The sequence below is a fragment of the Chenggangzhangella methanolivorans genome (assembly GCF_042648545.1).
Classification (GTDB): Bacteria; Pseudomonadota; Alphaproteobacteria; order Rhizobiales; family Methylopilaceae; genus Methylopila; species Methylopila methanolivorans.
In genome coordinates this window covers 717,024-730,518 of sequence record NZ_JBHRXS010000003.1, presented here as the reverse complement: position 1 = coordinate 730,518, position 13,495 = coordinate 717,024, and the positions used below count along the sequence as shown (strand labels likewise).

At 69.6% G+C, this 13,495-nt stretch carries 17 protein-coding genes; 9 read left to right on the top strand and 8 right to left on the bottom strand.

The features are described 5' to 3' along the window. Positions 1-18 precede the first annotated feature (18 nt). Both ACFOWB_RS03815 and hemC read right to left on the bottom strand, forming a co-directional pair. Positions 19-738: a uroporphyrinogen-III synthase gene (locus ACFOWB_RS03815; protein WP_378145762.1), complete on the bottom strand. Its 720-nt coding sequence runs from the start codon at positions 736-738 to the stop codon at positions 19-21. After that, positions 735-1,664 (bottom strand): hydroxymethylbilane synthase, encoded by a 930-nt coding sequence (hemC, locus tag ACFOWB_RS03810; RefSeq protein WP_261401252.1) that lies wholly within the window; start codon positions 1,662-1,664, stop codon positions 735-737. The genes ACFOWB_RS03815 and hemC overlap by 4 nt, the downstream gene beginning before the upstream one ends. Positions 1,665-1,872: 208 nt before the next feature. Between hemC and tsaD the strand changes: the two genes are divergently transcribed. Genes tsaD through ACFOWB_RS03790 form a run of 4 tightly spaced genes read left to right on the top strand, consistent with a single transcriptional unit; the run spans position 1,873 to position 5,034 of the window. Next, positions 1,873-2,928: a tRNA (adenosine(37)-N6)-threonylcarbamoyltransferase complex transferase subunit TsaD gene (gene tsaD, locus ACFOWB_RS03805; protein WP_378146083.1), complete on the top strand. Its 1,056-nt coding sequence runs from the start codon at positions 1,873-1,875 to the stop codon at positions 2,926-2,928. Beyond that, complete coding sequence (locus tag ACFOWB_RS03800; protein ID WP_378146081.1) at positions 2,883-3,890, top strand: NAD(P)H-dependent glycerol-3-phosphate dehydrogenase; 1,008 nt, start codon at positions 2,883-2,885, stop codon at positions 3,888-3,890. The genes tsaD and ACFOWB_RS03800 overlap by 46 nt, the downstream gene beginning before the upstream one ends. Before the next feature lie 47 nt (positions 3,891-3,937). Further along, entirely contained in the window at positions 3,938-4,357 is a 420-nt protein-coding gene (locus ACFOWB_RS03795; RefSeq protein ID WP_261401253.1) for an EVE domain-containing protein, read from the top strand. Beyond that, the gene (locus ACFOWB_RS03790) at positions 4,318-5,034 is read left to right on the top strand and encodes a class I SAM-dependent methyltransferase (protein WP_378145759.1); all 717 of its coding nucleotides are present in this window, start codon (positions 4,318-4,320) and stop codon (positions 5,032-5,034) included. The genes ACFOWB_RS03795 and ACFOWB_RS03790 overlap by 40 nt, the downstream gene beginning before the upstream one ends. Here the strand turns inward: ACFOWB_RS03790 and ACFOWB_RS03785 are convergent. Then, on the bottom strand, positions 5,009-5,404 hold the full coding sequence (locus ACFOWB_RS03785; protein ID WP_261401254.1) for a type II toxin-antitoxin system death-on-curing family toxin: 396 nt from the start codon (positions 5,402-5,404) through the stop codon (positions 5,009-5,011). The genes ACFOWB_RS03790 and ACFOWB_RS03785 overlap by 26 nt on opposite strands. Further along, positions 5,401-5,607, bottom strand: coding sequence for a hypothetical protein (locus tag ACFOWB_RS03780; RefSeq protein ID WP_261401255.1), 207 nt, complete (start codon positions 5,605-5,607; stop codon positions 5,401-5,403). Before ACFOWB_RS03780 ends, ACFOWB_RS03785 begins: the two co-directional genes overlap by 4 nt. Positions 5,608-5,777: 170 nt before the next feature. On the opposite strand from ACFOWB_RS03780, the gene acs reads away from it, so the two are divergent. Next, positions 5,778-7,733, top strand: coding sequence for an acetate--CoA ligase (gene acs, locus ACFOWB_RS03775; protein ID WP_378145756.1), 1,956 nt, complete (start codon positions 5,778-5,780; stop codon positions 7,731-7,733). Between the two features lie 234 nt (positions 7,734-7,967). On the opposite strand, the gene ACFOWB_RS03770 is transcribed toward acs, so the two are convergent. Beyond that, positions 7,968-9,404 carry a DUF2235 domain-containing protein gene (locus tag ACFOWB_RS03770; protein WP_261401256.1) on the bottom strand — a complete coding sequence of 479 codons (1,437 nt, stop codon included), beginning with the start codon at positions 9,402-9,404 and terminating at the stop codon, positions 7,968-7,970. 208 nt (positions 9,405-9,612) lie between these two features. Between ACFOWB_RS03770 and ACFOWB_RS03765 the strand changes: the two genes are divergently transcribed. Beyond that, on the top strand, positions 9,613-10,086 hold the full coding sequence (locus tag ACFOWB_RS03765; RefSeq protein WP_261405749.1) for a L,D-transpeptidase: 474 nt from the start codon (positions 9,613-9,615) through the stop codon (positions 10,084-10,086). A gap of 144 nt (positions 10,087-10,230) precedes the next feature. After that, on the top strand, positions 10,231-10,755 hold the full coding sequence (locus tag ACFOWB_RS03760) for a L,D-transpeptidase (RefSeq protein ID WP_378145754.1): 525 nt from the start codon (positions 10,231-10,233) through the stop codon (positions 10,753-10,755). Between the two features lie 10 nt (positions 10,756-10,765). Here the strand turns inward: ACFOWB_RS03760 and ACFOWB_RS03755 are convergent, their stop codons facing one another. Together ACFOWB_RS03755 and ACFOWB_RS03750 are read right to left on the bottom strand one after the other, a co-directional pair. After that, positions 10,766-11,200: a hypothetical protein gene (locus ACFOWB_RS03755; protein WP_261401258.1), complete on the bottom strand. Its 435-nt coding sequence runs from the start codon at positions 11,198-11,200 to the stop codon at positions 10,766-10,768. An 11-nt stretch (positions 11,201-11,211) separates the two neighbouring features. Further along, complete coding sequence (locus tag ACFOWB_RS03750; RefSeq protein ID WP_378145752.1) at positions 11,212-11,562, bottom strand: hypothetical protein; 351 nt, start codon at positions 11,560-11,562, stop codon at positions 11,212-11,214. Between the two features lie 271 nt (positions 11,563-11,833). Between ACFOWB_RS03750 and ACFOWB_RS03745 the strand changes: the two genes are divergently transcribed. Next, positions 11,834-12,292: a thiol-disulfide oxidoreductase DCC family protein gene (locus ACFOWB_RS03745; protein ID WP_261401260.1), complete on the top strand. Its 459-nt coding sequence runs from the start codon at positions 11,834-11,836 to the stop codon at positions 12,290-12,292. Beyond that, complete coding sequence (locus ACFOWB_RS03740; protein WP_261401261.1) at positions 12,289-12,828, top strand: DUF4166 domain-containing protein; 540 nt, start codon at positions 12,289-12,291, stop codon at positions 12,826-12,828. The genes ACFOWB_RS03745 and ACFOWB_RS03740 overlap by 4 nt, the downstream gene beginning before the upstream one ends. Here ACFOWB_RS03740 and ACFOWB_RS03735 read toward each other — a convergent pair. Next, positions 12,825-13,454, bottom strand: coding sequence for an extensin-like domain-containing protein (locus tag ACFOWB_RS03735; RefSeq protein WP_261401262.1), 630 nt, complete (start codon positions 13,452-13,454; stop codon positions 12,825-12,827). The genes ACFOWB_RS03740 and ACFOWB_RS03735 overlap by 4 nt on opposite strands. Between the last annotated feature and the right edge of the window lie 41 nt (positions 13,455-13,495).

The following is a 13,495-nucleotide window of genomic DNA, read 5'->3' as shown; positions in this document are numbered from 1 at the left end:
TGGCGAGCCGTCGTCCCGTCATCGATTCAAGATGGCTTGAAGCGCTTCGAGAAGCGCCGCCTCGTCGGGCCGCGCGGCGACCTCGACGCGGCCGCAGCCGGCCTCTCCGAGAATCGCGGCGATGCGCGGCGCGAGGGCGGCGTGAGGCAGCGCGCGCAGCGCCTCGCCGAGCCCCTCGGCCTCGGCGAGCGCCGCCAAGGTCGCGGCGATGCGTCCCGAATGATGGAGCACTGCGCCCGCCGTCCCGTCGCGGAGCGCCGCCGTGGCCGCCTCCGGCAGCTTTGTCGCCGCGGTCGCCCGGTAGAGCTCGACCACGATGGTCTCGTGGCCGTGTCCTGCAAGCGCGCCCGCGATGTCGAAGGCCCGGTCGGCCCCTGCGGCGTGAAGAAAACGCGCCGGCGTCGGGAAGCGGGCCGCGGCCTCCGCCACCAGCGCGCGCCCGTCGCCCTCGGCGACGTGAACCGTAGCGAACCCGGCCTCGCGGCCGGCCTCGGCGGTGCGGTCGCCCACGGCGATCAGCGGAAGATCCGTCAGCGAGGCGATCTCCCGCCGGTTCTTCAGCTTCCGCAGGCCGTTGGCGCTCGTCGCCAGCACAGCGTCGAACGGTCCGTCCGGGATGGGCGAGGGCAGGTCCTCGATCGTGAGCACCGGCGCGAGGATCGCCTCGTGCCCGAGCCGCGCCAGCGCCTCCGCCGTGCGCTGCGCGGCGCGCTCGGGACGGAGCACGAGGATCTTCATCCGAAGGCGGCCAGGAGATCGGCGGGCGTCCTCGCGCGGACGTCGCGGCCGGCCTCGGCGCCGAGACGCTCGGCGTCCGTCGCGCCGCCGCGGATCTCGCCCTCGACGGTCCGCGCGCCGTCTTCCGACAGCACCAGCCCGCGGAACGCGAGAGCGTCGCCCTCGACGCGGGCGAGCCCCGCGATCGGCGTGCGGCAGGAGCCGTCGAGGATCTTCAGGAACGCCCGCTCGCAGGCGAGCGCCGCCGCGGTCGCGACGCAGTCGAGCCCGCCGAGCGCTTCGCGGGTGCGCTCGTCGCCGACGCGCGCCGTGACCGCGACCGCGCCCTGGCCGAGCGCCGGCGGAAAATCGTCCTCGGGGAGGATCTCGGTCGCGTGGGCGGCGAGGCCGAGCCGGCTGAGGCCGGCGAGCGCGAGCAGCGTCGCGTCGACCATGCCGGCCGAAAGCTTGTCGAGCCGCGTCTGCACGTTGCCGCGGAACGGGACCACCTTGAGGTCCGGCCGCCGCCGCCGCACCAGCGCTCCGCGCCGCAGCGACGCGGTGCCGACGACCGCGCCCTGCGGCAGCGCGTCGAGGGTCGCGGCCGAACCCCCGATCAGCGCGTCGCGGACGTCGGCGCGCGGCAGCACGGCCGCAAGCCCGGTGCCCTCGGCGAGGTCGGTCGGCAGATCCTTGGCGGAATGGACCGCGAGGTCGACGCGGCCGCCAAGCAGCGCCTCGTCGATCTCCTTCACGAACAGGCCCTTGCCGCCGGCCTCGCTCAAGGGGCGGTCCTGGATGACGTCGCCCGTGGTCTTGATCACCACGATCTCGACCGTGTCCGGATCCCCGCCCAGCGCCGCCACGAGCCCGTCGCGCACCGTGTTGGCCTGCCAGAGCGCGAGCGGACTGCCGCGGGTGCCGATGCGAAGGAGGGGGGCGGGCATTGGGCTGCTCGTTCTTGTCTGCTTGTATGTTTTGTATGTCGGCTTTTACCGACATCCATATCGCCTCGGTCCCGTCGGCGCGATCCCCCGAACGATCACCGACGTCGTGCATTCGGACGTGATCACGGCTCGAAGCCACGCCGTGGTCGACGCCCGGCTCGGGCGCGGCTATTCCTCCTCGCCCGGCAACCGGAGATCCGCCCGCCCCATGCTCGTTCTCGGCGTCGAGACAACCTGCGACGAAACCGCGGCCGCGGTCGTCCGGCGCGTGTCCGACGGGCCGGGCGTGATCCTGTCCAACGTCGTGCGCGCGCAGGTCGAGGAGCATGCGGCCTTCGGCGGCGTGGTGCCCGAGATCGCGGCCCGCGCCCATGTCGAGGCGCTCGACGGCGTGGTGGAGAAGGCGCTCGCCGACGCGCGGCTCGGCCTCGGCGAGCTCGACGGCGTGGCGGCCGCCGCCGGCCCGGGGCTCGTGGGCGGGGTGATCGTCGGGCTGACGGCCGCCAAGGCGCTGGCGCTCGTCGCCGGCAAGCCGTTCAGCGCCGTGAACCATCTCGAGGCGCACGCGCTGACCGCCCGGCTCACCGACGGGATCGCGTTCCCCTATCTGCTGCTGCTCGCCTCCGGCGGCCACACCCAGTTGCTCGCGGTGCTCGGCGTCGGGCGCTACGAGCGGCTCGGCTCGACGGTGGACGACGCGTTGGGCGAGGCGTTCGACAAGGTCGCGAAGATGCTGGGCCTCGGCTATCCGGGCGGCCCGCAGGTCGAAAAGCGCGCCGAGACAGGCGATCCGGCGCGGTTCGCGTTCCCACGGCCGATGTTCGGACGGGCCGAGCCCAATTTCTCGCTGTCGGGCCTTAAGACCGCGGTGCGGCTCGAGGCCGAGCAGATCGCGCCGCTTTCCGACCAGGACGTCGACGACCTCTGCGCAAGCTTTCAGGCCGCGGTGACCGACGTCGTGGCGAACCGTGCGCGCGCGGCCTTCCGCGTCTTCGGGGAACGGCATGGCAGGCCGTCCACGCTCGTGGTGGCGGGCGGGGTCGCGGCCAACGGCGCGATCCGGCAGGGGCTCACCCGGCTCGCCGTCGAGATGGGCGTGAGGCTCGTCGCCCCGCCGTTGAATCTCTGCGGCGACAACGGCGCGATGATCGCCTGGGCGGGTGCGGAGAGGCTGGCGTTGGGGCTGTCCGACGGGTTGGATTTCGCGCCGCGCCCGCGCTGGCCGCTCGACATGACGGCGGCCGCGCCGGGAGCGAAAGCGTGATCGCGGTTTTGGGCGCCGGCGCCTGGGGCGCGGCGCTCGCGAACGTCGCCGCCGAGGCGAGCGGCGCGGATGTTCCGTTGATCGGCCGAGACGCCGCCGTCATGGCCGAGATGGAGCGGGCGCGGGAGAACGAGCGTCGGCTGCCGGGGATCAAGCTCCACGACGGGGTGCGGGCGACCGCCGATCTTGCGGCGCTAAGGCTCGCCGACATCGTGCTGTTCGTGACGCCGACCCAGACGCTGCGTGAGGTCTCGGGCCGCGCCGCCCCGCATCTGAAACCCGGCGCGGTCGCGGTCGCGGCCTGCAAGGGCGTCGAGCGCGGTTCGCTGAAGCTTCCGCATCAGGTGCTGGACGAGACGCTGACCGGCCGTCCGAACGCGCTGCTGTCGGGCCCGAGCTTCGCCGACGACGTCGCGCGCGGCCTGCCCACCGCCGTCACGCTCGCCTGCGCCGACGAGGCGGTGGCGGGACAGGTCGCCGAGGCCCTCGCGACGCGCTCGTTCCGCCCCTATCGCTCGACCGACGTCGCAGGGACCGCGCTCGGCGGCGCGGCCAAGAACGTGCTGGCGATCGCCGCCGGCGTGGTGGAGGGCCGCGGCCTCGGCGCGAGCGCGGTCGCGGCGCTCATCGCCCGCGGCTTCGCCGAGCTCGCCCGGCTTGGGGGCGCGATCGGCGCGCGGCCCGAGACGCTGTCGGGCCTGTCGGGCCTCGGCGACCTCGTGCTGACAGCGACATCGCCGAAATCCCGCAACTTTTCGCTCGGCCTCTCGATCGGCCGGGGCGAGCCTGCGCCCGAAAAGCTCGCCGAGGGCGCGGCGACCGCCGGGGCGCTGGCGGCGCTCGCGGGCCGGACCGGCGTCGAGCTGCCGATCTCTTCCGCGGTCGCCGAGGTGGTGGCGGGGCGGCTCTCGGTCGCGGACGCCATCGAGCGCCTGCTCGCGCGGCCCCTGCGGGCCGAATAGACTTCTTCGATCCTCCTCCTGTCTCGCGAACTCTTGCGGAGCGCCCGATGGCCTACTGGCTGTTCAAGTCCGAACCCGACTCCTGGTCCTGGGAGCAGCAGAAGGCGGCCGGAAAGGACGGCACGGAATGGACGGGCGTGCGCAACTACCAGGCGCGCAACAACATGCGCGCGATGAAGATCGGCGAGCGCGGCTTCTTCTACCATTCCAACGAAGGCAAGGAGATCGTCGGGATCGTCGAGGTGGCGAAGCTCGCCCATGTCGATTCGACCGCCGACAACCCGACCTGGGAATGCGTCGACCTTCGCGCCGTCGCCGACATGCCGAAATCCGTGACGCTCGCCGAGGCCAAGGCGAACGAGAAGCTCGCCAAGATGGCGCTGACCTCCAATTCGCGCCTGTCGGTTCAGCCGGTGACGGACGACGAATGGGCCGAGGTCTGCCGCATGGGCGGCTTCAAGGGCTGACGGCCCGCTTGCCCATTCGCGACCCCGCCGCCTTCGTCCTCGCCGAGACCCGGGCGCGGCCCGTGCCGCTCGCGCCCGAGATCGTGATCCGGGTCGCCGACGAGGCGGTGCCGCTCTGGTCGAAGACCGAGGAGGAGCTCGCCGAAGTCGGCCTGCCGCCGCCGTTCTGGGCTTTCGCCTGGGCCGGCGGGCAGGCGCTGGCGCGGCATCTGCTCGACCATCCGGAAATCTGCCGCGGACGCCGCGCGCTCGACATGGGCTCGGGCTCAGGCATCGTGGCGATCGCCGCCATGAAGGCTGGAGCCGCCTCGGTTCTGGCCGCGGATCTCGACCGCTTCGCGCTGGCCGCCATCGTGATCAACGCCGCGGCGAACGGCGTTCCGGTCGAGGCGACGGGCGAGGACCTGATCGGCGGTCCGCGCCCTGACGTCGACCTCGTGACGGTCGGCGACCTGTTCTACGAGCGCGACCTCGCGGCGCGCCTGCTCGCCTGGCTCGACGGATTTCTCGCCGACGGCGTGCCCGTTCTGGTCGGCGATCCCGGCCGCAGCTACCTGCCGAAGGACCGGCTGGAAAAGCTCGCCGACTACGCCGTGCCGGTGACGCGCGAGCTCGAAGACGCCGAGATCAAGAACAGCGCCGTATGGCGGCTCATGCCGGCTGCGCGCGGGACCTGAGCCAGCCAGCGAGCGCGTCCTCGGAGAGCTCGCCGGCCGCAAGGGCGAGGAAGGTGGCGATCTTGTCATCGTCAGACGCGACGAGGCGAAAGCCGTTCAAGGCGAGGAATAACTCCGCCGCCACGTAGGCGATGCGCTTGTTGCCGTCGGAGAATGCGTGGTTGCGGGCCAAACCGTATCCATACGCCGCCGCGAGCCGCATCACGTCGTCTTCGCCGTAGTTCCATTTGTTGCGCGGTCGTGCGACCGCCGACTCGAGCGCGCCTTGGTCGCGCACACCTGGCAGGCCGCCATGCTCTTCGATGACGTCGTCGTGCAGGATCGTGATCGATCGAAGCGCGAGCCATAGGGGCTCGGGCGCAAGGCTCATTTCGCCAGCGCCGCGAGCACTGCGTGGTTCCGCTTGATGATCTCGCGGCCGATTTCCAGCTGTCGCCGAACGTCATCCTCTATGGCTTCGACCGTCAGATTGACGTCGTCGCCGGCTGAAAGCTTCAACTGCTTCGCTACGTCTTCGGGCACGCGAAGCACCAGCTGGCCGTCGATCTCTTCAACGCGGACGATGCGGGTCATCGGACAAATCCTTCTCCTCCCCGCACCATAGCACGCCCGCAGCCCCTCCGCCCCGCTCCGCGCAAAGTACGAGGTTCGGGTGCTTGAGACCTCACGCCGTTCCGCCCTAGGTTCAGGTCAAAGTCGTCCCGCGCGACGGGACGGGAAACGAACGCCCGGGAGCGATAGCCATGTCCGACAAAGTGTATCCCGTCCCCGAGGACTGGAAGAAGCGCGCCCATTACGACAAGGCGAAATACGACGCCGACTACAAGCGCTCGATCGAGGATCCTGAGGGATTCTGGGGCGACACGGCCAAGCGCGTCGACTGGATCAAGCCGTTCTCCAAGGTGAAGAACGTCTCCTACGCGCCCGACGACGTCTCGATCAAATGGTACGAGGACGGCACGCTCAACGTCGCGGCCAACTGCGTCGACCGCCATGTGAAGGATCGCGGCGACCAGACCGCGATCCTGTGGGAAGGCGACGACCCGAAGGATTCGAAGGCGATCACCTATCGCGAGCTGCACGAACATGTGTGCCGCTTCGCCAACGCGCTGAAGGAGCGCGGCGTCAAGAAGGGCGACCGCGTCACCATCTACCTGCCGATGATCCCGGAAGCCGCTTACGCGATGCTCGCCTGCGCGCGCATCGGGGCGGTTCACTCCATCGTGTTCGGCGGCTTCTCGCCCGACAGCCTTGCGGGCCGCATCGAGGGCTGCGAATCCAAGGTCGTGATCACGGCCGACGAGGGCCTGCGCGGCGGCAAGAAGGTGCCGCTGAAGAAGAACACGGACGCTGCGATCGACAAAGTCGGCGGCGTCGAGACCGTGTTCGTCGTGACCCGCACCGGCGCCGACGTGCCGATGACCGAGGGCCGCGACGTCCGCTACGAAGAGGCGGTCGAAAAGCAGTCGGCCGAGTGCGAGCCCGAGGAGATGAACGCGGAGGATCCGCTGTTCATCCTGTACACATCCGGCTCGACCGGAAAGCCCAAGGGCGTGCTGCACACCACCGGCGGCTATCTGGTCTACGCCTCGTTCACCCACGAGGCGATCTTCGACTACCACAAGGGCGACGTGTACTGGTGCACCGCCGACGTCGGCTGGGTGACGGGCCACTCCTACATCGTCTATGGCCCTCTCGCGAACGGCGCGACCACGCTGATGTTCGAGGGCGTGCCCAACTACCCGACGACCTCGCGGTTCTGGGAAGTCGTCGACAAGCACAAGGTCAACATCTTCTACACCGCCCCGACCGCCATCCGCTCGCTGATGGGCGGCGGCGAGGAGAAGGTGAAGTCGACCTCGCGCGCGTCGCTCCGTCTCCTCGGCTCGGTCGGCGAGCCGATCAATCCGGAAGCCTGGGAGTGGTACTACCGCGTCGTCGGCGACAGCCGCTGCCCGATCGTCGACACCTGGTGGCAGACCGAGACCGGCGGCATCCTGATCACCCCGCTGCCCGGCGCGACCGACCTCAAGCCGGGCTCCGCGACGCTGCCGTTCTTTGGCGTGAAGCCCGAGCTTCTCGACGCAGAAGGCAACGTCATCGAGGGCGCGGGCGACGGCAACCTCGTGATCACGGACAGCTGGCCCGGGCAGATGCGCACGGTCTATGGCGACCACAAGCGCTTCGAGGAAACCTACTTCTCGACCTACAAGAACAACTACTTCACCGGCGACGGCTGCCGCCGCGACGAAGACGGCTACTACTGGATCACCGGCCGCGTCGACGACGTGATCAACGTCTCGGGCCACCGCATGGGCACGGCCGAGGTCGAGAGCTCGCTCGTCGCGCACGAGAAGGTGTCGGAGGCCGCGGTCGTCGGCTATCCGCATGACATGAAGGGGCAGGGCATCTACGCCTACGTCACCCTCATGGAAGGGGTCGAGGGCACCGAGGAGCTCAAGAAGGAGCTCGTCCAGTGGGTCCGCAAGGACATCGGCCCGATCGCCTCGCCGGACCTGATCCAGTTCTCGCCCGGCCTGCCGAAGACGCGCTCGGGCAAGATCATGCGCCGGATCCTGCGCAAGATCGCCGAGGACGAGCCGTCCGCGCTCGGCGACACCTCGACGCTCGCCGATCCCGCGGTGGTCGACGACCTCGTCGAGAACCGCCAGAACCGGAAGAAGGACCAGGCGGCGTAAAGCGCCGATCGCGCGGCGCGGAGTTCGCTTCGGGCTCAGCGCGTTTTGGACGTCGGCGCTCGCCTCCTCCTCCATCGCTCACGCGATGGTCCCCCTCCTCCGCACAGCGGAGGAGGATCAAAAAGAGCGGCGCCCTTTGCGCGCGGATCCTCCCCTGCGAAGCGGGGGAGGGGGACCGCCGCAGGCGGTGGAGGGGGGCCGGCGCTCCGGTTTCCGACTCTAAGTCGCCGACCCTCAAATCATCTCCGGAGCGAAGCCTGCGCTTGTCGGCGCGTCGCGGTAAAACTCTGCGGCCTGCGGATGGGTCCTGAGCCCCTCCGGCCGGTAGGGCTTCGTCACGTCGTAATGCAGCGCCGCCGGAGCCGAGAGGCGGAGCAGCACGCTCTCGTCTAGCGCGCCGCGCCTTTCGATCCCGAGCCGCGCGCCGGGCAGCAGGCCGGGATGGGCCTTCAATTCGTCGTGCTGCATGCCGAGCGGCGAAGGCGAAAGGTTGAGGCGCCCGGCGGAGAATTGCGGCGGATCGGGAAGCCCCTTCATCTCCTTGGCCATCCACTCGAGCGCGATGTCTGAGAGCCGTGACTCCGCCTCCGGATAGCTGCCGCCGATGTCCGAATGGACGCCCGCGAACCAGCGCTGGCGCATCCGCCGCGCGCCGTTCTCGGCCATGATCGCGGTGTCGTCGTCCTCGTCCCACATCACGACGCGGAAATCGTCGCGGTTCTCGTCGATCGACATGGCGTGGCGGGCGAAAGGAACGCGCGCGTTCAGCTGCGTGTCATAGAACCTGAAGGGTTTGAGCGCCGGAAGCCGCGCCATCGCCTGGCGCAACCAGCCGTTTTCGGAGCCGTAGCGACTTTCATAGACGAGCCTCGCGCCGAGCCCCGCGGCGAGCGCGAAAAAGACCGCCGGGGCGCCGGTCAGAAGCCGCGGGCCGATTCCCGACCAGCAGAGGCCGAGCGCTCCGACGGCGAGGGCCGCGGGCGCGATCACGAGCCAGAGCGGCCCGAGATTGGCGATCGTCCCGACCGTGTCGAACACGCCGATGAAGTAGGGAACCGCATTGCTGTCGCCGCCCGGTTCGGGCGAGCCGGAGCCGTGCTCCCGGCGAAACTCCGCCGCGAGCCGCAGCCGCTCGGCGCGCCTGGGATCACGGAGCGCAGGATCGTCCGCCTCCGGATGCGCTTCGACGGAGCCGTGCTGGTAGATCTTCACCGCGCGCATCGCGAGGGCGTTCGCGGACTTCGGGTCGCGTTTCAGGCCGTCGGGGCCGGGCGCCGTGGTCGGCACGCCGCAATGGGCGAGCAGTCCGCCCACGCACCGCGCCGTGAAGGCGCCGCGGCTGAAGCCGACGAGGAAGATGCGGTCGCCCGGCGTCCAGTAGCGGATGATCGCCGCGTAGCAGTCGGCGATGTTCTGATCGATCCCGAGGCCGAGCGCTTGCGCCACGAGGTTCTTGGCCCGGCGCCACGCGCGGCCCAGAACGCCGAGGTTCTCCGGGGCGGTTCCGAGGCCAGCGTCGTAGAAGGCGATCTGCTTGCGCGCGTCGACGCTCGAGTCGCTGTCGGAGCGTGTCGCGCGGTAAAGCTTGTAGACGTTGCTGACCTCCTGGTCGGGCGTCAGGCCGCCCGCCTGCCCGGTCCCGTCCGAGAAGATCAGGATGTTGCGCGCCATCGCGGCCCCCGCTTGCAACCGGAGATCGAGCGTAGCGCCGAGCCGAGCGTCGCCGCAACACGCGCCGCAGCACGGCGGCCGGCGCTCGTTAAGTCTGCCGCCATGTCCTCCATTGTCCCGCCGCAAGTCGCGCTAGAATAACGCCAGGGCGTAGACCGAGAGGCGTCGCGAGTTGGGTTCGAAGTGTTTGGCGGCCGCGGCCGCCCTGATGCTTGGTCTTGCGTTTCCGGCGGCCGAGGCCGCGGCGCGCACGCCCGTGTCGTTCAAGACCGACCAATGGGCCGGCACGATCGTCATCAGCCATAAGGAGCGCGCGCTTTATCTCGTCCAGCGCGGCGGCAAGGCGCTGCGCTACCGCGTGGCGCTCGGCAAGGCCGGCAAGGACTGGTTCGGCACGGCTTACGTGCGGGGCAAGTACGTCAAGCCGGCCTGGTCGCCGCCCGCCGACGTGCTGCGCGACAAGCCGTTCCTGCCCAAGGTCATCCCCGGCGGCAGCCCGAAGAACCCGATGGGGCCGCGCGCCATATTGCTCGATCGCGACGAGATCGCGATCCACGGCACCAACCGGCCGAGCTCGATCGGAACTTACGCGTCCTACGGCTGCATCCGCATGATGAACGCCGACGTCATCGACCTGTTCGACCGGGTCGAAAAGGGAACCAAGGTGGTGGTCGTCCCCTGACGCAAGCGTTGCTTGGCGCATTAAGGTAAAGCTGAATATACGGCTTTTGCGGCGACTGATTTCATCGCCTGTTAGAGCGGCGTGATTTATGTCTCGACATGACGTCCGGCTGTCTTCGGGCGTGTGTGGCCGAGGGTGTCGCGTATGTCTCGGAATTTGGTCGCTTCCGCCGTGCGGGCGGGGCTCGCCGCTTTCGCTCTGATCGCAGGGATGTCAGCCGGCGAGGCGCGGCAGGCGCAAGGTTTCGACCCGTCCAAATATTCGGCCGGAACCATCGTCATCAGCAATTCCGAGCGCGCGCTTTACCTGGTCAAGCGCTGGGGCGGCGGCGTCGTCCGCTACCGGGTCGCGGTCGGCAAGACCGGCAAACGCTGGGTCGGGCGGACCGAGATCGTCGGCAAATATGTCGAGCCGGACTGGTCGCCGCCCGCCGCGGTGAAGCGCGACCATCCGCATCTGCCGAACTTCATCGCCGGCGGGACCAAGGCGAACCCGATGGGAACCCGCGCCATGAAGCTCGGCCGCGGCCAATACGCCATCCATGGCACCAACCGGCCGAACTCCATCGGCACCTACGCGTCCTACGGCTGCATCCGCATGCGCAACGAGGACATCGCGGAGCTCTACCGCGAGGTCGGTGTGGGCACGACCGTGGTGGTCGTGCCCTGAAGCGCGCCCGTCAGCGGCCGCAATAGACGATGAGGTGAAACGGACGGTCGACCGATCGAGCCTTCGCATCCTTGGTCGAGACGAAAATCTGCCGCGCTTCGCCGAGGCGTCCCACGGCGCTGATCAGTCCGGGCTCCGGAGTTCCCTGCGCGTCCGACCCACCGATCGAGACGACGAACGCGCAGGCCGTGACGTCGCGGCCGAACTCGACGCCGAAGGCGCCTTCGAAAAAGCGCTGGGCGCTGACCGCGCCTTCTCCCCGGACGAGGGTCCCGTCCGGATCGACCACGGCCGACATGATCGCCGAGCCGAGATCGCCGGGAGCCGCCTGCGGCGCCCGGTAGCCGGCGGGCGGCGTGTTGAAACCGTCCGCCGCGAGGGCGGAGAGCGGCGAGAACGCCGCGACGAGCGCGAGGGCGAGCGCGATGGTTCTGGACTTGGTCATGGCGCGGCCTCTCAATCCTGGCACTTGATCAGCACGGAGAAGGCGAGCGACTTCGGCTTGCCCTTCGCGTCGAAGGTCTTGGCCTGGATCAAGGCGGTGTTCTCGGTCAGCGTCGAAGCGAACACGAAGCCGGGCGCGTCGTTCAGCGAAACGAAGGCTGCGCAAGTATCGACGAAGCGCGGAAACGTCATCTGGTAGACGCCGGTCGCCACGCGGATGACGCTTCCCACGCCCGATCCCCCCTTGATCTTGCCCGACGCTGCGATGACGGCCGTGAACTCGGCCCCGCCCGTGTTGACGGCGAAAGCCGCGCTGGGCGCGGCCAGCAAAGCTGCGGCCGCCAAGCAAAACCGTAACGACATCCGCGTCTCCCGATAAATATTTTCAGTCGATGACATCAATATTTATCAAATATGCTGCATTTAATTTTTCGAATAAGCAAATAAATAATCGACATCTTTCGATGAGAAAATCTTTGTCGCGCAATATATTCGAATGATCATTAGTATTGATGTCGCGCGCGCCCTGCTCCTCGACATAACCTCTGTTCCGGCGCGACCGCCCATGAGGTCAGTCGCTTTGGTCCCAGGGGTCCGCTCTGGCGCGCGAACCGACGCCGCCCATATCCGCCGCATGGATCGCTGGATTCCGAGACCCGCGCCGGACCTGCCCGAAGGCCTGATCCTGTTCGACGGGGTCTGCCTGTTCTGTTCGCGTTGGGTGCGGTTCGTGCTCGCGCGCGACGAAGCCCGGCGGTTCAGCTTCGCGACGTTGCAGTCGCCCTATGGCCGGGCGGTCGCGGTGCGCATCGGGATCGCGGCCGACGATCCCGAGACCAACGTCGTCATCCTCGGCGGCCGCGCGCTCTTCAAGTCCGACGCCGCGATCGGCGTGCTGTCAGGGTTGCCCGGCCATGGCTGGGCCTGCGCGCTGAAGCTCGCGCCGAAGCCGTTGCGCGACTTCGCCTATGACCGCGTCGCCAAGAACCGGTACCGGATGTTCGGCAAGAGCGACGCCTGCTTCATGCCGTCCGCGGCCGATCGCGCCCGCTTTCTCGACGAGGCCGCGCCGCCCGAGACGAAGCGCCTGTGACAGGCGCGCCGGTTTTCGCCCGCGCGCTCGGAGACGATTTCGGGCGGCTTCCCGAATGCGTCCGGACGGTTCATGCGCCGGAGCCCCACGTCGAACTTCGCGGGGCGGTCGACGTCGAGGGCGCTTCGGGCGCGCTCGCGCGGATCGTCGCGCGGCTGTTTGGTTTCCCCGGATCCGCCGCGGGCGTCGAGGCGCAGGTGCGCATCGAGCGGGCGGGCGAGGGCGAGATCTGGACGCGGGCGTTCGGCGACGCGCGCTTCGTAAGCCGCGTCCGCGCCGGCGCCGGGCCGGGGACGCTGATCGAGCGCTTTGGCCCGTTCTCCTTCGACATCGCGCTCGCCGCGAACGAGCGCGGCTTCGCCATGGAGGTCACGGGCTGGCGGATCTTCGGCGTGCGGGCTCCGCGCGCGCTGGCACCACGGTCGAACGCCCGCGGCTTCGCGCGTGATGACGGCGCCTATGGCTTCGACGTCGCGATCGACCTGCCGTTCGGCGGGCGCCTCGTGCGCTACTCCGGCTGGCTGCGGCCGGTCTAGCGGCAGATCTGCGCGCGGCCGAGATCGAGGTGGAAATGGTCGGCGTGGGCCGCGTTCCAGTCCGGCGACAGCACGCCGGCGAACAGGCCGCAGGCCCCGTCGCGGACCTCGCGCAGGAACCTGCCGGGCTCGCCTTTGTTCCAGTCGCGCGAGAGCGTCACCGTGCGTCCGTCTGCGAGCTCGAAGCCCGAGACGTCGATCGCGTTGGCGGTCGCGTGCTGGGAGCGGCGGCCGGGCCTCCCGGCGATGTCGCGGCACGAGAACGCGCCGAAGGTGCGCACCCGCGCGACACGCGCGCCGAGGCGCCGTTCGGCGGCGGGCTGCACGACATGACGCAGCCACAAGGCGTAGGCGGCGGCCGTCGCGCAGCGCATCGCCGGCGTCTCGGCGAGCGCCCCGCCGGACAGGACCACGGCGTCGTCATAGCCGCAGCCGTTTCTCTGCGGGCGTTCCGGCGCGAGGCTTGCGGCGATGTCGGCGCGCGCCAGCGTGCGCTGGCAGGCGAGCGGCTCGTCGGCGAGCAGGCGGATGCGCCACTGCGTGAAAAGCCCCGGCGGCTGGTCGAGGTCGAGCGGCCAGTAGGCGTCGGGATCGGACCAGACGATCGCGGCGAAGACGCCGAGCACCAGCGTCGCGCCGACGATCGCGCGCCCGACGAGCCGTCCCG